This is a genomic window from Novispirillum itersonii (assembly GCF_014205675.1).
Classification (GTDB): Bacteria; Pseudomonadota; Alphaproteobacteria; order Rhodospirillales; family Rhodospirillaceae; genus Novispirillum; species Novispirillum itersonii_A.
In genome coordinates this window covers 25,649-47,780 of sequence record NZ_JACIIX010000004.1, presented here as the reverse complement: position 1 = coordinate 47,780, position 22,132 = coordinate 25,649, and the positions used below count along the sequence as shown (strand labels likewise).

Sequence of the window (22,132 nt, the reverse complement as noted above, 5' to 3'; positions counted from 1 at the left end):
CGGATTACTTCAGGCCCTTCAGCCCGGAAATTTCAAGATCCTTGATCTTCTTGCGCAATGTGTTGCGATTCAAGCCCAAAACCTGCGCGGCGCGGATCTGGTTGCCCCGGGTCGCCTCCAGCGTCAGGGCAATCAGCGGGCGCTCCATCTCCCGCAGGATCCGGTCATACAGGCCGCTTGGCGGCAGACTGCCCGGATGGGCATCGAAGTAAGCCCGCAGATGCCGCTCGATGGTCTCGGACAGGCCTTCGTTGACATCCCCCTGCTGCGGCGGCGGAGCCTCCAGATTAACCAGCTCCATCTCCACCGCATCCAGCGGAATCACTTCCTCGGCATGCAGGGCCGCCAGACGGCGGATCAGGTTTTCCAGTTCACGGACGTTGCCCGGCCAGCGGTGGCGCTTCAGGCGCTCCATCGCCGCATTGTCCATGGCCTTCAGGGGCAGCCCTTCCTCGGCAACCTTGCTGAGGAAATGCCGGGCCAGCTCCGGGATATCCTCCGACCGCTCCCGCAGCGGCGGCAGGCGGATCGGCACCACATTCAGGCGGTAGTAAAGATCCTCGCGGAACAGGCCCTGCCGGATCAGCTGGGTCAGGTCCCGGTGGGTGGCCGCCACAATGCGGACATTGGTCTTGATCGCCGACCGGCCGCCGACCGTGGTGTATTCGCCCTGCTGAAGAACCCGCAGCAGGCGGGTCTGCGCCTCAATCGGCATATCGCCGATCTCATCGAGAAACAGCGTTCCGCCCTCGGCCTGTTCAAACCGGCCCTGTGCCCGGGCGGTGGCCCCGGTGAAGGCCCCGCGCTCGTGGCCGAACAGCTCCGACTCAATCAGTTCCCGGGGGATCGCCGCCATATTCAGTGCCACGAACGGGCCGTTGCGGCGCTTGCCGTATTCATGCAGCGCGCGGGCCACCAGTTCCTTCCCGGTCCCGGATTCCCCGGTGATCATCACCGTCAGATCGGTGTTCATCAGGCGGGCCAGCGTGCGGTAAATATCCTGCATCGCCGTGGAGCGGCCGATCAGGGGCAGGCGTTCCTCGTCCTCGGCCACCGCCGCGGCGGAAGGGGCCGATTTGGGCAGGGACAGGGCCCGGCGCACCACCGCCACCAGTTCCTGAAGGTCAAACGGCTTCGGCAGATATTCAAACGCCCCGCGCTCGTTGGCCTTCACCGCCGTCAGCAGGGTGTTCTGCACACTCATCACAATCACCCGCAGGTCCGGGCGCAACTTTTTGATCCGCGGCAGCAGGTCCAGCCCGTTTTCATCAGGCATCACCACATCGGTGATCACCAGATCGCCATCGCCATCACTGACCCAGCGCCACAGGGTGGCGGCGTTGCTGGTGGTCCGCACATCATAGCCCGCCCGGGTCAGGGCCTGCGTCAGAACGGTCCGGATCCCGTGGTCGTCATCGGCAACGAGGATGGTGCTGCTCATCGGGTGGCATTTCCAGTAGTGGAGGCAGGGGCGGCCCAATCCGGGGCCGGGCGGCTGCGGACAATTGGCAGCATCACCTTGAAGACGGTGCGCCGGGGGGTACTCTCAAACTCAACGATCCCGCCATGATCATTGATCAGTTTGGCCACCAGCGGCAGACCAAGGCCGGAGCCCTTCGGCTTGCTGGTGATGAACGGATCAAACAGGTTTTCCCGCAGGTCTTCCGGGATGCCGCTGCCGTTATCCTGCACGGCGACCACCAGCGGCAGGCTCATCATCGTCCGCGCCCCCGGCAGGGCGACACGGACCCCATGCTGGTAGGCGGTGCTGATCACCACTTCCCCCCCCTCCTCCGGGCAGGCCTCCGCCGCATTCTTGACCAGATTGAGGAACACCTGAATCAGCTGGTCGCGGTTGCCGGAGACCGGCGGCAGCGACGGATCATAACGCTCAATAAATCGCACAGCCCGGCCAAAGCCGTTCTCGGCAACCCGGCGGACATGCTCCAGAACCTCATGGATGTTGACCGGCGTCCGTTCCAGCGGCCGTTCATCGGAGAACACCTCCATCCGCTCAACCAGTTTGACAATCCGGTCCGTCTCGTCCCGGATCAGCTTGGTCAGGGTCTTATCTTCCTCGCTGACCACCATCTCCAGCAGCTGGGCCGCCCCCCGGATGCCCGACAGCGGGTTTTTGATCTCGTGGGCTAGCATCGCCGTCACCGAGCGTGCCGCGCCGCGATGGACCAATTGCTGCCCGATCTTCATCGCCAGAGTATGTTCGACAATCGACAAGACCACCCAGCCGGAGCGGTCCACCATCGGCGAAACCTGCAAGGTCACTTCCCGCTGGCCGGTGCGCAGGGAATCCAGCACCGCCCCGTGCTGCGACACCGGGCTTCCGGTTTCCAGAGACTGCCGCACCAGCGCGCAGACAATCGAATCCGCCGGCAGAAGCTCATCCAGACGGCGGTCGCGCAGCATGGTGGCGCTGGCCTCAAACAGCTGTTCCGCCGACAGATTGGCATCGCGGATGACCGTGCGGTCATCAATCACCAGAATGGCATTGGGCAGGGTGGAAAGCACCGCCCCCAGATCCGCGCCGATGCGCGCCTGTGGTGTCCTGTCGCTCATCGTTCCCCCTTATGCCGCCTGCTGCCGGTCACCGCCGCCGCCCTGCGCTGACATAAAATCAACGATCTTGCGGCGGGCGGTGTCGGCGCAGTCCTCGGTCTGGAAGGTTTCGCGGAAGTCCTTGCTGCCGGGCAGACCATGGATCCCCCAGGCAACATGCTTCCGCGCCACCCGCAGGCCCTTTTCCCGCCCATAGTGGACGAGGATCTCATCAAAATGTTCCAGCAGGATTTCCAGCCGTTCCGCCACGGAAGGCTCCTGCGGGGCCGCGCCATAGCGCAGGGCGGCCCCGATCTGGCCGAGCAGCCACGGGCGCCCCTGCGCCCCCCGCCCGATCATCACCGCGTCAGCCCCGGACTGTTCCAATGCCTGCCGGGCCGTTTCAACATCCAGAATATCGCCGTTGACCGTCACCGGCAGCGAAATGGCCTGTTTCACCGCCCGCACCTGTGTCCAGTCGGCGGTGCCGGTATACATCTGGCAGCGGGTGCGGCCATGGACCGTCACCATCCGCATGCCGCTGTTTTCAGCGATCCGGGCCAGAGACGGAGCGTTGAGGTGATCGGCATCCCAGCCCAGACGCATCTTGACCGTCACCGGAACAGATACCGCCTTCGCCACCGCTTCCATAATCCGCCCGGCAAGGATCTCGTCCTTCATCAGGGCCGATCCGGCATAGCCCTTGACCACCTTCTTCACCGGGCAACCCATGTTGATGTCAATCAGGGCGGCGCCCCGATCCGCATTCATCTTCGCCGCCTCGGCCATCACCTCCGGCTCGTTCCCCGCCAGCTGCACCGCCATCGGGAATTCGTCGTCACAGGGGGTGCTCATCCGCAGGGTGTCGGCGTGGGCACGGATCATCTGGCTGCTGGCGATCATCTCCGAATAGACCAATCCGGCCCCGAAACGATGGGCCAGCCGCCGGAACGGACGGTCAGTCACCCCGGACATCGGGGCCATCAGGGCCGGATGGTCGATCACCAGAGGGCCGATCTTCAGGGCTGGCAGAAGGGACATAGCCGGAACAGTCATCCAAAAAAAGGGTCGGCCGGTCACCAGACCGCCAGACGGAACACACCTGCAAGACCATGCATGGTAATTAGGCAGAAGCGATCAGCGCAATGAAAAAGCACCCGGGGGACGCCAAAAAAAATGGCACCCGCACCACCCCCGCTTTTACGCGCGGCTGAGGAGAACTTCGCTGACGAACTTCACCCCGGGATAGGCAAGGGTCAGCAGCAGGTACGCGAACAGCACAATCCGCGCTGCCACCCGCCCCCGGGTACCGATCAGCCGTTTGGCCGCCAACAGCGCCCCGATCACCAGAAAGGCCAGAATGCTCAGGGTCGTCTTGTGATCCAGCGTCAGCAGCCGGTGCCGCTCCATCCACTCCACCGCCATCCCGGAGAGCAGACCGACCCCCAGAACCACTTCGGAATGGATCAACATGGAGGTGGACAGATGTTCGCTGTCAGCCACAGAAGGAAGCTGGCGGCTGAAGGCATTGGGCTGCTTGCGTTTCAGCGCCCGTTCCTGAATGAAGGCGGCGCAGGCCGCCACCGCCGAAAAGGTCAGGAAGGCGTAGGTCATCACCCCGACGGCAATATGCAGGACCACCCAGCCGGTGGGGAATTCCATTGTCAGCGGCTTACCCACCGCATGCTGCCACACCGTAGCAAACAGCCCGAGCAACAGCAGGTAAGGTGCCAGCAGCGGCATCAGCCGCCAGCCCTGCCGCAGGATCACCGCGCCGATCAGGAACATCGCCCAGGTAATGGCAATCACCACCCACAGGGCCGGGGCAAGGCCGCTGACCCAGCCCGCCCGCAGCACAAACGCACTTTGGGCCGTGGTCCCGGTCAGGGCCAGACCAAGACTGGCCCAAAAAGCCATGCCCCGCTTCGCCCCGGGGCGAAACGTCAGCAGTACGGCGGGCAGCAGAGTGGCAAGGGCCGTCAGGGAATGAAGAGTTTCTGCGGACATGGCGCGATCATACCCGGTTCCGCCATAAAGACAACCTGACAGCAACATCCAAACACCGGTCTTGCCCGCCAAGGGGAAGGCGGTAAAGTGGCGCCCTCTTTCTTCGCCTGCCACCGGACGTGTCCGCCATGAAAGTTGCCGTTGTCGTCGTTGCCGCCGGGCGCGGATCGCGCTTTGGATCCACCATTCCGAAACAGTATCTGCCCCTGAACGGTCAACCGCTGCTGCGGCACAGTCTGGCAGCCTTCTGCGCCCATCCGGCGGTCCGGGGGGTGGTGACGGTCATCCACCCCGACGATCAGGCCCTGTACGAGGTCGCCGCCGCCGGATTGACCGTTCTACCGCCGGTGCATGGCGGCGCTGAACGTCAGGACAGTGTGAGAAAAGGACTGGAAGCCCTTGATGGAAAGAACTTTGATGCTGTTCTGATCCATGATGCCGCCCGACCGTTCATCAGCCGCCGGGTGATTGACAGCCTGCTGACCGCCCTGAAGGAAACAGCCGGTGCAATTCCCGGCCTGCCGGTGGTGGATACGGTGAAGAAAGTGGACGGTGACCGGCGCATCGTCGCCACACAGCCACGGGAAGGCCTGTGGCGGGCCCAGACCCCACAGGCCTTCCGGTTTGCCGAAATTCTTGCCGCCCACCGCCACTTCGCCGACCGCGCCCTAACTGATGACGCCGCCGTTCTGGAAGCGGCAGGCGGAACGGTGGTGATGGTCGAAGGCGACCCCGGAACCCTGAAGGTGACCACCCGCGATGACCTCTCCGGGTTGGATCATCAGGCCCCGACTCTGCTGGAGCCCCGGACCGGAAGCGGATTTGATGTGCATGCCTTCTGCGAAGGAACCTTCGTAACCCTTTGTGGACTGGAGGTTCCGCATACCCATGGGCTGGCCGGACACTCCGATGCCGATGTCGGGATCCATGCGCTGGCCGATGCCCTGTATGGGGCAATCGGAGCTGGGGATATCGGCAAACACTTCCCGCCAACCGATATGCGCTGGAAAGGCGCACCGTCCGACATTTTTCTGCGCCATGCCGCCACCCTGATCACCGCCTGCGGCGGGCGGATCAGCAATGTGGACCTGACGTTAATCTGCGAGATGCCGAAAATCGGCCCGCACCGGCTGGCGATGGTACAGCGGCTGGCGGACACCATGGGGATCTCCGCCGCCCAGGTCAGCGTCAAGGCCACCACCACCGAACAGCTCGGCTTTACCGGGCGCGGGGAAGGCATCGCCTGTCAGGCCGTGGCAACCGTGATGATGCCGGTTTCAGAGTAAAGAAAAAAGGGGAGCAGAGACAATTCCCTGCTCCCCTTTTTTAAGGTTTCACACTCAGTGGACCGCCCGGGTCGGTGGGGTCGGCGCGGTATCCAGATCCACCACCACCGGAGTGCCATTGATAGTCAGCCGCCCGTCCTGTGCGCTGACGTGAATAATCCCGCCATCGCGGATCGCCCCTTCCAGCAGCAGCATCGCCAGCGGATTTTCCAGATGCCGCTGGATCACCCGCTTCAGGGGACGTGCCCCGTAGACCGGGTCATAGCCTTTATCGGCCAGCCAGTGCAGGCCCTTGTCATCAATCTCCAGCTCCATCTTGCGGTCCACCAGACGCTGACGGAGACGCGAAAGCTGAATATCAACAATGCCGGACATATGGGTCCGCCCCAGACGGTGGAACAGCAGGACTTCGTCCAGCCGGTTCAGGAATTCCGGCCGGAACGAAGCCCGGACCACCTCCATCACCTCGCCACGAACTGCCGAAGAGTCCTGATCTTCCGGCTGATGCGCCAGAATTTCCGCCCCAAGGTTGGAGGTCAGGATGATCAGAGTATTCCGGAAATCGACCGTATGCCCCTGTCCGTCAGTCAGGCGGCCATCGTCCAGCACCTGCAACAGCACGTTGAAGACATCCGGATGGGCCTTTTCCACTTCGTCAAACAGCACCACCTGATAGGGCCGCCGCCGAACCGCCTCCGACAGGGTTCCGCCTTCCTCGTAACCGACGTAGCCGGGAGGGGCCCCGATCAGGCGCGACACCGCATGCTTTTCCATAAATTCCGACATATCAATCCGGACCATCGCCGTTTCGTCATCGAACAGAAAAGCAGCCAGCGCCTTGGTCAGCTCGGTCTTCCCGACCCCGGTCGGGCCGAGGAACAGGAAAGACCCGATCGGACGGTTGGGATCCCCCAGCCCGGCCCGCGACCGACGGACGGCATTGGCCACCGCCGTCACCGCCTCCGACTGACCAATCACCCGGCGGGACAGGGCCTGCTCCATCCGCAGCAGCTTATCACGCTCCCCTTCCAGCATCTTATCAACGGGGATCCCGGTCCAGCGGGACACCACGGCGGCAATCAGTTCCGGGGTGACGGTTTCCTGCACCAGCCCGCCCTTGCCCTGACGGTCCTCGGCGATGTCCAGCTTCCGTTGCAGGGCCGGAATAACGGCATACTGCAACTCCCCGGCCCGTTCGTACTGGCTGTTGCGCAGGGCCTGATCCAGCTCCAGACGGGCCTGATCCAGCTCCAGACGGGCCTGATCCAGACTTTCCTTCAGGCGGGTCGCCCCGGCCAGAACATCCTTCTCGGCCTGCCAGCGGGCGGTCAGCGCTGCTGATTTCTCTTCAAGGTCGGCCAGTTCCTTTTCCAGCTTTTCCAGCCGGTCGTGAGACGCCTCGTCGGTTTCCCGTTTCAGGGCCTCGCGTTCGATCTTCAGCTGGATCACCCGGCGGTCCAGCTCATCCAGATCCTCCGGCTTGGAATCCACTTCCATGCGCAGACGGCTGGAGGCCTCATCGACAAGGTCGATCGCCTTGTCGGGCAGGAAGCGGTCAGCGATATAGCGGTTGGACAGGGTCGCTGCCGACACCAGCGCCGCATCGGCGATCCGCACCCCGTGGTGCAGTTCGTATTTTTCCTTAATCCCGCGCAGGATCGAAACGGTATCCTCAACGCTTGGTTCGTTGACGAACACCGGCTGGAACCGGCGGGCCAGCGCCGCGTCCTTCTCCACATGCTTGCGGTATTCATCAAGGGTGGTCGCGCCGACGCAATGCAGTTCCCCACGGGCCAGCGCCGGTTTGATCAGGTTGGCGGCATCCATCGCGCCGTCGCCCTTCCCCGCCCCGACCAGCGTATGCATTTCATCAATAAACAGGATGATGCCGCCTTCGGCTGCCGTCACCTCGTTCAGAACCGCTTTCAGGCGTTCTTCGAATTCTCCGCGGAACTTGGCCCCGGCGATCAGCGAGCCGAGGTCCAGCACCATCAGGGTCTTGCCGACCAGTGATTCCGGGACATCGCCATTGACGATCCGCAGCGCCAGCCCTTCGACCACGGCGGTCTTGCCGACACCAGGCTCCCCGATCAGCACCGGGTTGTTCTTGGTCCGCCGGGACAGCACCTGAATCGCCCGCCGGATTTCCTCATCCCGGCCGATCACCGGATCCAGCTTGCCATCCCGCGCCGCCTGCGTCAGGTCCCGGGCATATTTCTTCAGGGCGTCATACTGGCCTTCCGCCCCGGCGCTGTCAGCGGTGCGGCCCTTCCGCATCTCCTTGATGGCGGCATTCAGGCCGTTGACGGTGACACCGGCCTGCTTCATCGCCGTTCCGGCGTCGGTCCCGGGATAGGATGCCAGAGCCAGAAGCAGATATTCAGCGGTGACAAAGCTGTCTCCCGCCTTCTCCGCCATGTCCTGCGCCATTACCAGCACCCGCGACAGCGGCTGCGAGTAATACATCTGGTTGGCGCCTTCCACCTTCGGCAGGCGGTTGACGGTCTCATCGTTTTTCTGGCGCAGGGCATCGACCGAGGCCCCGGCCTTGGTCAGAAGCCCGGATGCCACACCCTCGCGGTCATCCAGCAGCGCCTTCAGAAGATGTTCCGGCGTAACCTGCTGATGGCCCTCGCGCAGCGCAATGGTCTGCGCCGCCTGAATGAACCCCTTGGCACGGTCGGTAAAAGTCTCAAAATTCATGATCTCTTGCCCTCGGAATGAGCGACATACGGGTGGGGCCCCGGTCTCGGCAACCCCGGTTTACCGTCACAACGACAGTATACCACAGTCCTTGAGATAGGCGGTCTCCCTTCCCCTGCAAGGGGTATTTGCAAAAGACATCGCGAGCCGCCGCAAATCGCATTTTTCTTTGGCTGGAACCGCTCTAGTCCGTTGACTTACGCTGCGTCGCGGCAAATGATCGGACATCATGAACACTGTCACACAGCTTTACCGCTATCCCGTCAAGGGACTGAGCCCGGAACCCCTCTCCTCCGCCGCCCTGCGGCCGGGTCAGGGGATGGTCGGAGACCGCCGCTTTGCCATCGCCCACGGATCGACGGCCATTGATGCCGCCGCCCCGGAATGGCTGGCCAAGAAAAACTTCCTGATGCTGGCGAAAAACCCGCGTCTGGCCGCCCTGACCACCGTGTGGGACGAAGCCACCACCACCCTGACCATCGAACGGGATGGCCGCAAAGTGGCCTCGGCCAATATCGGCAGCCCGATCGGACGGACCCGGCTGTCTGACTTTCTGACCGCCTTCCTGAAGGATGAGGTCCGGGGGACGCCGAAGGTGATTGACGGCGGCGACAGCGTGGTTTTCTCCGACCATGATGAGCCGGTGGTGGCCCTGCTGAACTCGGCCAGTCTGGCGGATCTGGAACGGGTGGCCGGTCGGCCTCTCGACATGCGCCGGTTCCGCGGCAACGTCACCGTCAGCGGCCCGGCAGCGTGGGATGAGTTCAACTGGATCGGCTGCGATATCAGCATCGGCTCCACCCGGCTGTGGGTGAAGGAAAAGATCGGCCGCTGCACGGCCACCAGCGTTGACCTCGACAGCGGAAGTATCGACATCAATGTTCCGCTGACCCTGAAAAAAGGGTTTGGCCACAGCTGCTTCGGCGTTTACGCCCGGGTGATTGAGGGCGGAGACATCCGTCTGGGGGATCCGGTGGTGATCCACGGCCCCGTCGAGCGCTGACCCAAGGCCCGGAGGCTTGCCCCCAAGCCCTTGTTCCGACAGCGTGACCCCGGCGAATCACGGAAACGTCCTGAACAAAAAGGCCGGAGAAATGCTCTCCGGCCTTTTTTTACTGTCTTTTGTCTTGCCTGTGACCGGATCAGCCCTCAGTGGCTTCCGGAGTGGCAACACGGCGACGACGCGGCTTTTTCACCGGTTCGGCACCGTCCTCAGCAGCGGCGGCAACCGGGGCGGCTTCTGCCGGAGCAGCCGCAGGAGCGGCCTCCTCCACCACTGCGGCAGCCGGTGTCCGGCGACGGCGCGGAGCCTTGACCGGGGCCGCCTCAGCATCCTGCTGCACGGTCGGCGGGGCTTCAGCCGGGGCCGGGACCACAGCCACCGGCTCCTCTTTCGGCGCAACGGCCGGAGCCGCCACAGCCGGAGCCTCAACCATAACCGGAGCATTAATCGGAGCCGGGGCCTCGGTAACGGCGGCGATGTCGGTCACGCCCTCGGGGGCGTCAGACGGCTGCGGATCCCGGCGGTTGCGGTTGCGATCGCGGCGACGTTCGAAATCGCGGCCTTCACCCCGATCCCGGTTATCGCGGTCACCCCGTTCAGGCCGATCCGTCCGGGTATCCCGGTCCCGGTTATCACGATTATCCCGGTCGCGGCGGCCTTCACGGTTGTCACCGCCTTCCCCGCGCGGACGGTTGCGGTCGCGACGGTCACCCTGCCGGTCACCGCCCTGTCGATCGTTGCCCTGCCGGTCGTTCCCTTGCCGGTCACCCCGGTCACGGTATTCACCCCGGTTGCCACGATTGTCCCGGCGATAGCCTTCTTCAGTCTCGTAGCCGTCGCCATCTCCGTAAGAACCGTCATCACTGGCAACGGAATGGGACTGCCCGGCAGCCATCAGCGATGCGGTGGCGGCACCGATCGGCTCCACCACCGCCTCTTCGGTTTCATCATAGAAGTCATCCGGGCTGTCGCCCAGCTGAGCCTGATCGACCAGATGGATCACCCGTTGCGGGTTGTTCTGGTTCATCGCGACGATGATACGGTAGTAATGCTCGGCGTGCTGGAGGTAGTTTTCCATCAGCACACGGTCACCCTGTGCCGCCGCATCGCGGGCAAGGGCCTGATATTTCTCGACCACCTGATGGGCGTTACCGCGCACCCGGATGCCGGGGCCGTTGCTGTCGTAAACGTGATTGCGGGACGGACCACGCCCTTTGGGGGGCGGATTGTTGTTCCGGCCGCGCATGCGGCCTTTATTGTTCGAGCCTGACTTCATGACTCCGTCAACATCATGCAGGCGGCTGCCACCACAAAAAAGGGCAGACCGCGTTAACACAGCCGTTCCCCGCCGGTTTCCTCGCGGAACCCATGATCCCGCCGCGCTGGCGGCGGGGGGCGATCTCACAGGGAGATGAATGGTATGTGGCGCCGGTGCAGGGGGCTTTTATCCTGAAGCCAGCCCGGCAGAGGGACCATCAGTCCGTCTGCCCAGAACAATCCCGCCATCATGACAGGATCTGTCATCGGGGCTGCCTGTCTGTGTGGAATTGGCTTGGTTGCGCGCCCCTGTCGGTTTCGGCGCCGCATTTCGCTACCCTAAGCGGGCGGGGACCGGGTTCCAAGCTCTTTTTGCATCTTTGACTGATTTTTTTAATGGATTGGGTCCTGCGGCCTCTCCCATCGGTCTCAGGAGGGCAAAAGCCCGGAAACACAGCGGTCAACCCCACCCAGATCGGCCCGGACCTGAAGATGCTCAAAGCCTGCCGCATTCATCAGGTCAGTAACCGCCGGAGCCTGCCCGATCCCGACTTCCAGCACGAGAAGGCCGCCGGGGGCCAAAACCGCCACCGCTTTCGGGATCAGGATCCGGTAGCAGCCGAGGCCATCCTCATCCTCCCCGACCAATGCGGTCAGGGGGTCATGGTTCCGGACCTCCGGCTCCAGTACCGGGATGTCCGCCGCCGGAATATACGGGGGATTGGACACAACCACCTCGAAGGGGCCGGTAACGCCATCCGTCCAGCTGCCCAGAAGAAACTCAGCCCGCCCGCCCAGACCACAGCGGGCGGCATTGCGGCGGGCAAGATCGACCGCAGCAGGCATCAGGTCGGTCCCAACCCCGACCGCCTGCGGATACTCGCTGAGCAGTGCCAGAAGGATGGCCCCGGTGCCGGTGCCAAGATCAAGGATCCGGCCCGGTGGCGTCTTCCGGCGCTCCAGCACCACTTCAATGACGGTTTCTGTGTCAGGGCGGGGATCAAGGGTTGCCCCCCCGACTTCCAGATCCAGTGTCCAGAACCCCCGGGCCCCCAGAATGCGGCTGACAGGCTCCCGCCCCTCCCGCCGCCGGGCAAACTCCGCCAGACGCTCCTCCGCCTCCACCGTCAGCTCCAGATCCGGCCGCAGCAAAATATCCTGCGCCCGGATCCCCGCCACCGCCGCCACCAGCAGCCGGGCATCCAGCCGCGCGGTGTCAATTCCGGCGGCGGCAAAGCGGGGCGTCAACGCCGAAACGGCGGCGGCAACCGTAACCATCAGTCCAGCTCCGCCAGACGGCTGGCCTGATCCTCGGCGGTCAGGGCGTCGATGAAGTCATCCAGACCTTCGCCCTGCATCACCTTTTCAAGGGTGTAACTGGTCAGGTTGATGCGGTGGTCGGTCACCCGGCCCTGCGGGAAGTTATAGGTGCGGATCCGTTCCGAGCGGTCCCCGGAGCCGACCTGCGACCGCCGGTCCGCCGAGCGCTCGGCATCCAGCCGCCGCCGCTGCTCGTCATACAGTTTCGCCCGCAGCATCGACATCGCCTTGGCGCGGTTCTTGATCTGGCTGCGCTCTTCCTGACAGGCCACGACCACGCCGGTCGGGACATGGGTGATGCGGACTGCGGAATCGGTGGTGTTCACATGCTGCCCCCCGGCTCCCTGCGAGCGGTAGGTGTCAATCCGCAGATCATTTTCATTGATCTGCACGTCAACCTCCTGCGCCTCCGGCAGCACTGCCACCGTCGCCGCCGAGGTGTGGATCCGGCCGCCGGATTCCGTCTCTGGCACCCGTTGCACCCGATGGGCACCGGACTCATACTTCAGGCGACCGAAAACGTTGCGCCCGGTAATCTGGGCCACCGCTTCCTTATATCCTCCCAATCCGGTCTCGTTGACGTCCATCACCTCAAACCGCCAGCCTTTACTGGCCGCATAACGCTCATACATCCGCAGCAGACTGGCGGCGAACAGGGCGGCTTCCTCGCCCCCGGTTCCAGCCCGGACTTCCAGAATGGCGTTGCGCTCATCCACCTCATCCTTCGGCAGCAAGGCCAGACGGACGGCCTGCTCCATCTCCGGGATCAGCTTCTTCAGGCGATGGAACTCTTCCTCCGCCAGATCCTTCATGTCCGGGTCGGCCATCAGGGCCTCGGCATCGGCAAAGTCGGCCTGAACCTTGCGGAAGGCACGGATCTGCTCCACCACCGGATCAAGATCCGACAGCTCTTTCGACAGCTTCGCGATATCGGCCTTCGGGTCGTGGGCCAGCAGATCGCTCAGTTCATCATGCCGGGCCAGAACCCGGGTCAGCTTTTCATCCAGAGACACGCGGTGTCATCCTTCGTCTTCATTGTCCGCCGGAGCCGTGCCGCCCCGGTGTCGTATCGCGCCGGAAGGCTGGAACAGCCGCAGCAGAAGCGCCTCGGCCTGTGCCGCCTGCGCCCGTTCCTCCGCCGATCCTGCCGCCAGATGACGCAGAACCTCCGACGGACCGTGCAGCAGCCGCGCCACCAACAGGTGGGTGGCTTTTTCCGCATCGGGGTGCCCGTCATGCAAAATCCGCTGCCGCTCCGCCTCAAACAGCCGGTGCAAAGCCGCAATAGCGGGAACGGCGGCCCGCTCCGCCTGCGCCTTCAGGAAACCTTCGACTTCAGCGGTGATGATCCCCCACGCTGCCGAGGTTGCGGCCTCCCGCCGGGACAGGCCCTGATGGGCCACCCGCTCCAGATCTTCCAGATCATAGAGAAATGCGTTGGAGATACGGTTGACTGCCGGTTCCACATCGCCGGGAACGCCGACATCCAGAAACAGGATCGGCTTTTGCCGCCGCTGCTTCAGGGCGGCGGTCACCGCTTCCGGCGTTACCGCCGGGGTCCGGCTGCCGATGGAGGTCACCACCACATCCGCCTCGGCAATCAGCCGGGACACCTGATCAAACGGCACAGGTTGGCCGCCAAGGGTCCGGGCAATCTGTTCAGCCCGCACCGGACGGCGGGCGGTGACCATCAGGCGCTGCACACCGGCGGCCTGAAGAGCCTCCACCGTCAGGGGGCCGATATCGGCCCCCCCGGCCAGCAGGACCGTACAGCGCTTCAGATCACCGAACAGGTCCCGGGCCGTCTGCACCGCAGACGAGGTGACCGAAACCGGACCTTCCGCGATGGTGGTTTCGTGCCGGACCCGCTTGGCCGCGGAAAAAGCCGCCTGCACGCAGGTATCCAGATCGCCACTGAGAAGACCGGCATCCCGCGCCATGCGATGGGCGGCCTTCACCTGCCCCAGTACGTGCGGCTCCCCGACAATCATGCTGTCGAGCGATGCCGCCACCGCGAACAGATGCCGCAGGGCATCAACCCCGGTCAGGGCATAGACATGCCCGGCCAGATCGGTTTCATCCCGTCCGGCCCGGCTGGCAAAAAAACGGGTCATGGCGGCAAGGGTGGCTGCACTGTCATCCCCGCAGCCAATCAGTTCCACCCGGTCACAGGTGGACAACAGAATAGTATCGGTCAGGCCAAGGGCCCGCGCCTCCGACAGGGCCTGCGGCATGACCGGGTCATCCACCGCCAGCGCGTCCCGCAGGGACAGGGCGCTGGACCGGTGGTTGAGGCCGACAATGCAGAGCCGGGCGGCGGCGCGGTGGGTCATCCCTCCGGCCCCTGCCCGATCCTAGCGGAACCGGGCGAGATCCGTTTCCAGAGCCGCCAGCGGCACCAGAACCTGCTCGCCGCTGTCCAGATCACGGACCGCCGCCGCACCCTGCTTCAGCTCATCCTCGCCGAGGATTACGGCGACCCGGGCGTTGACGGTGTTGGCCCGCTTCATCCGTTTTTTCATGTTGCCGGAATAGGCCAGATCCACCGCATACCCGGCCCGGCGCAGACGGCCGGTGATGGCATCGGCTTCCCCTTCCGCCGCATCCCCCATCGGGATGACAGCAATCGGGCGGGCCTTACCCGGCACATCAGCCAGCAACAGGGCCAGACGTTCGATGCCACCGGCCCAGCCAACGCCGGGGGTGGAGGGACCGCCCATGGCCTCGATCAGGCCATCATACCGGCCACCGGCCAGAACCGTCCCCTGCGCCCCAAGGGCGGTGGTGACGAATTCAAAGGCGGTGTGACAGTAATAATCCAGACCGCGCACCAGCTTCGGGTTGACCACATAGGAAATGCCATGGGCGGTCAGGCCAGCCTGAACGGTCTCGAAGAAAGCGCGGGATTCCGCATTCAGGCTCTCTTCCATCTTCGGGGCCTCGGCGATCAGGCGGCGGTCGCCTTCATCCTTGGAATCCAGAATCCGCAGCGGGTTCTTGTCCAGCCGCACCTTGCTGTCGTCGGACAGATCATTGCGGTACGGGGTCAGGAATTCCACCAGACGGTCACGGTAAGCGGCCCGGCTGGCGGTATCGCCCAGCGTGTTCAGCTCCAGCGTCACCTGCCCTTTCAGGCCAAGCGCATCAAGAATGTGCGAGGCGAGAACCAGTACTTCCACATCCGCCTTCGGGGTATCGGCACCGATCAGCTCCACCCCGATCTGGTGGAACTGGCGTTGACGGCCCTTCTGCGGGCGTTCGTAGCGGAACATCGGCCCGGCATAGAACGCCTTGAACGGCACCTGCTGCTGCAACCCGTTGGAAACGAACGCCCGGCAGACGCCCGCCGTCCCTTCCGGGCGCAGACAGAGCTGATCGCCGGACCGTTCAAAGGCATACATTTCCTTGGAAACGATGTCCGAGGTTTCTCCGATGGTGCGGGTGAACACCTCGGTGAATTCAAAGATCGGGGTGATGACCTCTTCGAAGCCATACAGACCGGCAATGCCCTTCGCCCGTTCGATCACGGCGTGATGGCGGCGCATGTCTTCGAACAGGAGGTCATGCGTACCACGAACAGGTTGCAGGGAAGCCACGATCCGTACTCCGTTATCTGAGAAACAAATAAAGAAAGATATTATTCTGCGGCAGACGGCTTGTCAGCCGCCATTGCCGCCTCGGCCTTGGCCGCTTCCACCGCCGCAGCCTTCTTTTCAATCAGCTCCACCAGATGATCGACCATCTGCTCGGTGCTGGTCTGGTGATCCTGCCGTCCGGCCAGATAGACCATGTGGGTGCCGTTGCCGCCGCCGGTCAGGCCGATGTCGGTTTCCCGCGCCTCGCCGGGGCCATTGACGATACAGCCGATGATCGACAGGGTGATCGGGGTCTGGATATGGGCGACGCGGTCTTCCAGCATCGCCACCGTCTTGATCACGTCAAACCCCTGCCGGGCACAGGACGGGCAGGACACCACCCGCACCCCACGATGGCGCAGATCCAGCGACTTCAGGATATCGAAGCCGACCTTCACTTCCTCTTCCGGCGGGGCCGACAGCGACACCCGGATGGTATCGCCGATGCCGGACCACAGCAGCATGCCGAGCCCGATGGAGGACTTGACGGTGCCGCCGCGCAGGCCCCCGGCCTCGGTGATGCCAAGGTGCAGCGGATAATCGCAGGCTTCGGCCAGTTCCTGATAGGCGGCAACCGCCAGAAACACGTCAGAAGCCTTGACGCTGATCTTGAAATTGAAGAAGTCGTTGTCTTCCAGAATGCGGATATGGCGACGGGCGCTTTCCACCATCGCCGCCGGGTTCGGTTCGCCGAACTGCTCCAGAAGATCCCGCTCCAGCGACCCGGCATTGACACCGATCCGCATCGAGCAGTTGTAATCCTTGGCCGCCTTGATGACGTCCCGCACCCGCTGCTCTGACCCGATGTTACCGGGATTGATCCGCAGGCAGGCAGCTCCGGCCTCGGCAGCCTCAATCGCACGCTTATAGTGGAAGTGAATATCCGCCACGATCGGCACCGGGGATTCCCGGACGATTTCCTTCAGCGCCGCCGTTGACGCCTCATCCGGGCAAGACACCCGGACAATATCCGCCCCGGCTTCCGCCGACTTCAGGATCTGGGCCAGCGTCCCTTTCACATCATGGGTCAGGGTATTGGTCATGGTCTGCACCGAAATCGGTGCACCACCGCCAACCGGGACCGAACCCACAAAAATCTGGCGCGACTTACGGCGGAGAATCTGACGGTATTCGGGAGCGCTGCTCATGACGGGCCTGCTGTGAACGCGACGGGGAGTTTGCCCCGGACCCGACGGCACAGGGGCCGACGACACCGGGGACACGCGCTATATAGCCTGTCCCCGGTCCGGGCGGAACCCCGGACCGCCCCTGTCGCAGGAGAATACGGCCCGGGTGTTCCCGATTATTGAGCGGCACCCGCCTTCAGGGCCTCGGGCTGCAACGGAATCCCTTTCCGCACTTCCCCCGCCTTCCCCAGCGTCGGCAATGTCTTGCCATCGACCACGATATCCAGACCTCCGGCGTTCCCGGTCATCAGCTCCAGCCCCCCTTGGTTGGGAACCATGTAGCTGTCGCCCTTGCGCAGCAGGCGGCTCATCAGCAGACCGTCAGCGTTGCGGACCTGAACCCAGGAGTCAGCCCGGGCCCGGAGGACGACACGGGCCCCGCCGTTTTCCTCGCCGAAGACCCGGCCCTGAGAGGAAGCCCCATCCGCGCCCGCATCGGTTCCCTGCCGTTCCACCGGGGCCGTGGTCGGTTCAACCCGCGCCGGGGTGGCTGCGAGAGCCGGAGAGGCGGCCGCCGGAGCCGGTGGCGTCGGTGCAGCAGAGGGTTGGGACGGAAGCGCCGCCAGAGGAGAGGCAGGTGCCGTAACAGGCTTCCCCGCAGCGGCCGGAGCCGGAGGCACAACTGGAGCGGGCGACTGTGCTGTCGGCTTGGCAGGTGCGGCTGCGGTCTGCGCCGCCGGAGCGGAGGCCGGAGCGGAGGCCGGAGGCACCGCCGGAACGGAAACAGGGGCAGCCGTGACCGGCTTTGCGGCCGGGACGGCAGCCGGAGCAGGAGGGGTCGCCGGAGAAGACGGATGCGCCGCTGAGGGCGGAACCACGGGCTTCACCGCCGGAAGAACCGCCGGAGCTGACCCCGTTGCGGGGGCTGCCGGAACTGATGGCAGGGCCGCCGTCGGGGCAGGCAGCGGAGCCACGGCGGCAGGCGGATCTTCGTGCTCCTCAGCCGGAGGCTCAATATCAGCCTCAGCAGTGCTGATCGGTTCCTGTGCCGTTTCCGAATGCGCCGGTTTTGCCGGAGCCGCAGGCGGCGGCGGTGCCGGAGGAACAACCACCGGGGCAACCACCGGGGTTACCGGAGCAGGCGGCGCTGCCGGGGCGACGGCAACCTGCGGGGCCGGAGCCGGGCTCTGGGAGGCCGGAGCAATCACCGGTTCCCGCTTCAGCGCATCTTCCGCATCCGGGGTGCTGCGCATCAGCGCGGCAATCCGGTCCGGGATATCCTGCACCACGTCGGCCAAGGGCTTGTCGGGGCTGCCGACATAATGCCACACACCGTAAACAACGCCCAACATCGCCACCCCTGCCAGAAGCAGGGACCGGGACGGCAGACCGCTTTCAGCAGCCGGGACCGGAAAAGACAGTTCATTCCCGACCTTGCCGACCGCGCCCTCTTCCTTGAAACGGCGGGCGATCTCAAGCCCGTCAAGGCCGAGATATTCAGCATAGGCCCGGACAAACCCGTTGGCATAGGCAGCCCCGGGAAGATCCTGATACCGGCCCTCTTCGATCGCTTCCAGAAACTGGTACCGGATCCGCAGGCGCTCTGCCACATCGCGGAGGTTCTGGCGGCTTTCCTCCCGCGCAGCCTTCAGCAGGCGGCCGACTTCTCCGGTTTTTCCCGTCATCTGGTTTTCAGCGGTCATTCTGATGATCCCGGTGCTGAGCCCGCTTTCAGGCCCGTTTAACTTGCGAGGGCAACGCTAACAAATGCCCCCAGCCGCCGCAACAGTTACCGCTGCGCCGGACGGGCATCCGCCATGACACGATCATGAATTAAAACAATAATCACCCACAGAGGTGCCGCCCGTGGTCAGCTGAGGCGGATGCCCATGTCCACCGCATAGTTCCGCAACCGGGACCGCAGGGAATGCGGGGCCGTTTGCAGCTGCTGTGTGACATAATCGCGCACCCGACCCAGATCGGCAGAGCGCAACGCCACTTTGACCGGGCCAAGGCCGGAGGCCGACATCGACAGGGTCTTCACCCCCAGCGCCGCCAGCGTCACCGCCTCCAGCGGACGCCCTGCCATCTCACCGCAGACCGAGCAACTTACTCCGGCCTCGTTACAGGCATCGATAATCTGCTTCAGCACACTCAGGGCCGCAGGAGACAGCACGTCATACCGCTCCGACATGCGCGGATTGCCCCGGTCGCAGGCGAACAGAAACTGCATCAGGTCGTTGGAGCCGACAGACAGAAAGTCGATTTCCGGCAACAGTGCCTTGAGCTGCCAGACCAGCGCCGGAACCTCCAGCATGGTGCCAACCTTCAGCGACTGCGGGATAAACCCGGCTCCCGCCTGCTCTTCCAGCTCCATTTTCAGGATTTTCTTCGACTGGAGCAGTTCATCCACTTCGGCAACCATCGGGAACATCACCCGCAGTTCCCGCCCGCTGGCCGCCTGAATCAGCGCCCGCAGCTGTTCGCGCAGGATTGCCGGGCGGTCCAGCGTGATGCGGATCGACCGCCAGCCCATGGCCGGGTTATCTTCCGGGGTGCCATGCCAGTACGGCAGAACCTTGTCAGACCCGACATCAAGGGTCCGGAACACCACCGGGCGACCGTTGGCCTGATCCAGAATTTTGGAATACAGGGCCCGCTGCGACGATACATCCGGCAGCGAGGGGCGGGCCATGAACGGCAGTTCAGTCCGGTACAGACCAATTCCGCTGGCCCCGGTTTCATCCAGATGCGGCAGGTCGATCATCAGCCCGGCATTCAGCATCAGCGACACTTCCGTGCCGTCCAGCGACACCGCCGGAACATCCCGGAGCTGGGCGTATTCAGCCTGCTTCCGACGATAGACTTTCAGGGACTTGGTGAACTGCCGCCGCACATCCTCCGACGGACGGACAAAAACCTGCCCGTGGGTGCCGTCAATGATCACCGGGTCCCAAGGTTCGACGATCGAGAAAATGTTCTCAATCCGGGCCACCACGGGAATTCCCAGTGCCTTGGCAACAATCACCGCATGCATGGTGCGGGAGCCTTCTTCCATCACCAGACCACGGAGTTTGGTGCGGTCGTAGTCAAGAAGCTCCGTCGGCCCCAGATTACGGCAGATCAGAATGGCATCATCCGGCAGATCACGGGCTCCACCCTGCCCGTCTTCCCCCACCAGATGACTGAGCAGACGGTTGGCCAGATCTTCCAGATCGTGCAGGCGTTCGCGCAGATAGGGATCCGTCACCTGCTGCATGCGCACGCGGGTGTCGTCATGCACCTTCACCACCGCCGCCTCGGCCGTCAGGCCGGTGCGGATGGCATCAGACATTTTGTTCCGCCAGCCGTTGTCCTGCGCGAACATCCGGTAGGCATGAAGAACATCAAGAAAATCGGTGTCGCTGGCGTCGTCCGCCGCCAGCATGGCATCGACCTGCGTGCGCAGGGCCGACAGGGCGGTTTTCAGCCGCTCCAGCTCCAGCTCCGGGTCTTCCGCCACCAGCTTTTTGACGCGGATCTGCGGCTGGTGCAGCACCACGGTGCCGATACCGACACCGGGGGCCAGACCGGCCCCTTCCAGACGCAGCGGCAGCAGACCGATCCCGTCAGCCGGAATCAGTTCGTCACGGCTGACCACCTCCGCCGTCGCCATCAGTTCCGCCACAACCATCGAAATGGTTTCAAGCGTCTCGACCTCGACGTCAGAATAGACCCGTTCCTCGCGGTTCTGGACGACCAGAACGCCGATCACGCGCGACCCGCGCACCACCGGCACCCCGACGAAGGAATGGAACAGTTCTTCACCGGTTTCCGGGCGATAGGCGAACGATGGATGCGACCACGCATCCGCCAGAGCCACCGCCCGGCCATGGGCCGCCACCTCGCCGACCAGACCTTCACCGACGCGCAGGCGGGTCTGGTGCACCGCAGTCTGCTTCAGACCTTCGGTGGAAAACAGCTCCAGCACTTCCCCGGCACGCATGACGTAGATGGAACACACATCCGCCCGGAAAGAGTCGGCAATGGCATGGGTGACCTTATCGAGCCGGGTCTGGGTATCCCCGGTCCCGGCCATGACGTCCCGCAGGCGGGCCAGCAGGCGGCGTGCGATGTCGGCGTCTGTGGTCATTCTGCCCGCCTCCTTTCCGGCGAAGGGTCAGTGCTGGAAAGCGGCAGCCTCAGGAGGCCGCCCGCAGCTGCAACGCGGTAACAGCCTGATCAACCAGCTCTTTAATGATATCCACTGTAGGCTGTTCCTGGGTCACAAGTCCAACACTCTGACCGGCCATCACCGAACCATTCTCGATATCGCCATCAATCACGGCCCGGCGCAGCGCCCCGGCCCAGAAATGTTCAATCTCCAGCTGGGCTTCTTTCTGATCGAGCTCACCCTTATTGAAGCGCTCGATCACCACCCGCTGGGTTTCCATGAACAGGTCCGTGCCCTTATTAACCAGCGCCCGCACCGGAATCACCGGGAAACGGGCATCCAGCTGCACGGTCGGCATCGCGTCCCGGGCATTGGCCTTCAGGAAGGCCTTCTTGAAGTTCTCGTGGGCAATACATTCCGTCGCACAGACGAATCGGGTGCCAAGCTGCACCCCCGCCGCCCCCATCTCCAGATAGGAAACGATGGCCTCGCCACGCCCGATTCCGCCAGCCACGAACACCGGAACATCGCGGATCACCGGCAGGATTTCCTGCGCCAGCACACTGGTCGCCACCGGCCCGATATGACCACCGGCTTCCGATCCCTCGATCACCAGCGCATCAGCGCCGGAGCGGACCAGCTTTTTCGCCAGCACCACCGCCGGAGCAAAGCAGATCACCTTGGCACCGCCATCCTTGGCCCGCTTGATCGACGCACCGCTGGGCAGGCCACCGGCCAGCACCACATGCGACACCTTGTTGGCAAGGCAGACGTCAATCAGGGCATCCAGCTGCGGATGCATGGTGATCAGGTTGACGCCAAACGGCTTCACCGTCAGGGCCTGCGTGCCCTTGATCTCGGCATCAAGAAGGTCGGGCGACATGGACCCACAGGCGATAACCCCGAAGCCCCCGGCGTTGGAGATCGCCGCCACCAGATGGCGTTCCGAGACCCAGGACATCGCGCCGCCGAGAATAGCGACCTCCGTCCCAAGAAAATCCCGGCCCCGGCTCCACAGCGAGGAGAGTTGCGCCTGTGCGTCCATGCTTGCCCTCTTTATCAAGGTTTATTGTGTTTTTAGGGTTCCG

At 64.0% G+C, this 22,132-nt stretch carries 16 protein-coding genes; 2 read left to right on the top strand and 14 right to left on the bottom strand.

Features of this window, described 5'->3' with window-relative positions:
- Positions 1–4 precede the first annotated feature (4 nt).
- The 4 genes from ntrC to FHS48_RS06865 form a co-directional block, all read right to left on the bottom strand.
- Entirely contained in the window at positions 5–1,441 is a 1,437-nt protein-coding gene (ntrC, locus tag FHS48_RS06880) for a nitrogen regulation protein NR(I) (protein WP_184262730.1), read from the bottom strand.
- Positions 1,438–2,574, bottom strand: coding sequence for a two-component system sensor histidine kinase NtrB (locus FHS48_RS06875; protein ID WP_184262728.1), 1,137 nt, complete (start codon positions 2,572–2,574; stop codon positions 1,438–1,440). Before FHS48_RS06875 ends, ntrC begins: the two co-directional genes overlap by 4 nt.
- 9 nt (positions 2,575–2,583) lie before the next feature.
- On the bottom strand, positions 2,584–3,594 hold the full coding sequence (gene dusB, locus FHS48_RS06870; RefSeq protein ID WP_184262726.1) for a tRNA dihydrouridine synthase DusB: 1,011 nt from the start codon (positions 3,592–3,594) through the stop codon (positions 2,584–2,586).
- Positions 3,595–3,753: 159 nt separating this feature from the next.
- Positions 3,754–4,560: a cytochrome C assembly family protein gene (locus tag FHS48_RS06865; RefSeq protein WP_184262724.1), complete on the bottom strand. Its 807-nt coding sequence runs from the start codon at positions 4,558–4,560 to the stop codon at positions 3,754–3,756.
- 128 nt (positions 4,561–4,688) lie between these two features.
- Between FHS48_RS06865 and FHS48_RS06860 the strand changes: the two genes are divergently transcribed.
- Positions 4,689–5,846 carry a bifunctional 2-C-methyl-D-erythritol 4-phosphate cytidylyltransferase/2-C-methyl-D-erythritol 2,4-cyclodiphosphate synthase gene (locus FHS48_RS06860; RefSeq protein WP_184262722.1) on the top strand — a complete coding sequence of 386 codons (1,158 nt, stop codon included), beginning with the start codon at positions 4,689–4,691 and terminating at the stop codon, positions 5,844–5,846.
- 54 nt (positions 5,847–5,900) lie between these two features.
- Here FHS48_RS06860 and clpB read toward each other — a convergent pair whose 3' ends face one another.
- Complete coding sequence (gene clpB, locus FHS48_RS06855; RefSeq protein ID WP_184262720.1) at positions 5,901–8,549, bottom strand: ATP-dependent chaperone ClpB; 2,649 nt, start codon at positions 8,547–8,549, stop codon at positions 5,901–5,903.
- Between the two features lie 229 nt (positions 8,550–8,778).
- On the opposite strand from clpB, the gene FHS48_RS06850 reads away from it, so the two are divergent.
- The gene (locus tag FHS48_RS06850; protein ID WP_184262718.1) at positions 8,779–9,552 is read left to right on the top strand and encodes an MOSC domain-containing protein; all 774 of its coding nucleotides are present in this window, start codon (positions 8,779–8,781) and stop codon (positions 9,550–9,552) included.
- Positions 9,553–9,691: 139 nt separating this feature from the next.
- Here the strand turns inward: FHS48_RS06850 and FHS48_RS06845 are convergent, their stop codons facing one another.
- The 9 genes from FHS48_RS06845 to FHS48_RS06805 form a co-directional block, all read right to left on the bottom strand.
- Positions 9,692–10,828 carry a DUF4167 domain-containing protein gene (locus tag FHS48_RS06845; protein WP_184262716.1) on the bottom strand — a complete coding sequence of 379 codons (1,137 nt, stop codon included), beginning with the start codon at positions 10,826–10,828 and terminating at the stop codon, positions 9,692–9,694.
- A 410-nt stretch (positions 10,829–11,238) separates the two neighbouring features.
- The gene (gene prmC, locus FHS48_RS06840; protein ID WP_184262714.1) at positions 11,239–12,087 is read right to left on the bottom strand and encodes a peptide chain release factor N(5)-glutamine methyltransferase; all 849 of its coding nucleotides are present in this window, start codon (positions 12,085–12,087) and stop codon (positions 11,239–11,241) included.
- Entirely contained in the window at positions 12,087–13,142 is a 1,056-nt protein-coding gene (gene prfA, locus FHS48_RS06835; protein ID WP_184262712.1) for a peptide chain release factor 1, read from the bottom strand. Before prfA ends, prmC begins: the two co-directional genes overlap by 1 nt.
- Positions 13,143–13,148: 6 nt before the next feature.
- Complete coding sequence (gene hemA, locus FHS48_RS06830; protein WP_184262710.1) at positions 13,149–14,462, bottom strand: glutamyl-tRNA reductase; 1,314 nt, start codon at positions 14,460–14,462, stop codon at positions 13,149–13,151.
- A 21-nt stretch (positions 14,463–14,483) separates the two neighbouring features.
- Positions 14,484–15,725, bottom strand: a complete 1,242-nt coding sequence (gene hisS / locus FHS48_RS06825; RefSeq protein ID WP_184262708.1) for a histidine--tRNA ligase — start codon at positions 15,723–15,725, stop codon at positions 14,484–14,486.
- A 41-nt stretch (positions 15,726–15,766) separates the two neighbouring features.
- On the bottom strand, positions 15,767–16,912 hold the full coding sequence (ispG, locus tag FHS48_RS06820) for a flavodoxin-dependent (E)-4-hydroxy-3-methylbut-2-enyl-diphosphate synthase (protein ID WP_184262706.1): 1,146 nt from the start codon (positions 16,910–16,912) through the stop codon (positions 15,767–15,769).
- Positions 16,913–17,067: 155 nt separating this feature from the next.
- On the bottom strand, positions 17,068–18,594 hold the full coding sequence (locus FHS48_RS06815) for a helix-turn-helix domain-containing protein (RefSeq protein ID WP_184262703.1): 1,527 nt from the start codon (positions 18,592–18,594) through the stop codon (positions 17,068–17,070).
- A 167-nt stretch (positions 18,595–18,761) separates the two neighbouring features.
- The gene (gene ptsP / locus FHS48_RS06810; protein ID WP_184262701.1) at positions 18,762–21,023 is read right to left on the bottom strand and encodes a phosphoenolpyruvate--protein phosphotransferase; all 2,262 of its coding nucleotides are present in this window, start codon (positions 21,021–21,023) and stop codon (positions 18,762–18,764) included.
- 49 nt (positions 21,024–21,072) lie between these two features.
- Positions 21,073–22,089 carry an NAD(P)H-dependent flavin oxidoreductase gene (locus FHS48_RS06805; RefSeq protein ID WP_184262699.1) on the bottom strand — a complete coding sequence of 339 codons (1,017 nt, stop codon included), beginning with the start codon at positions 22,087–22,089 and terminating at the stop codon, positions 21,073–21,075.
- Between the last annotated feature and the right edge of the window lie 43 nt (positions 22,090–22,132).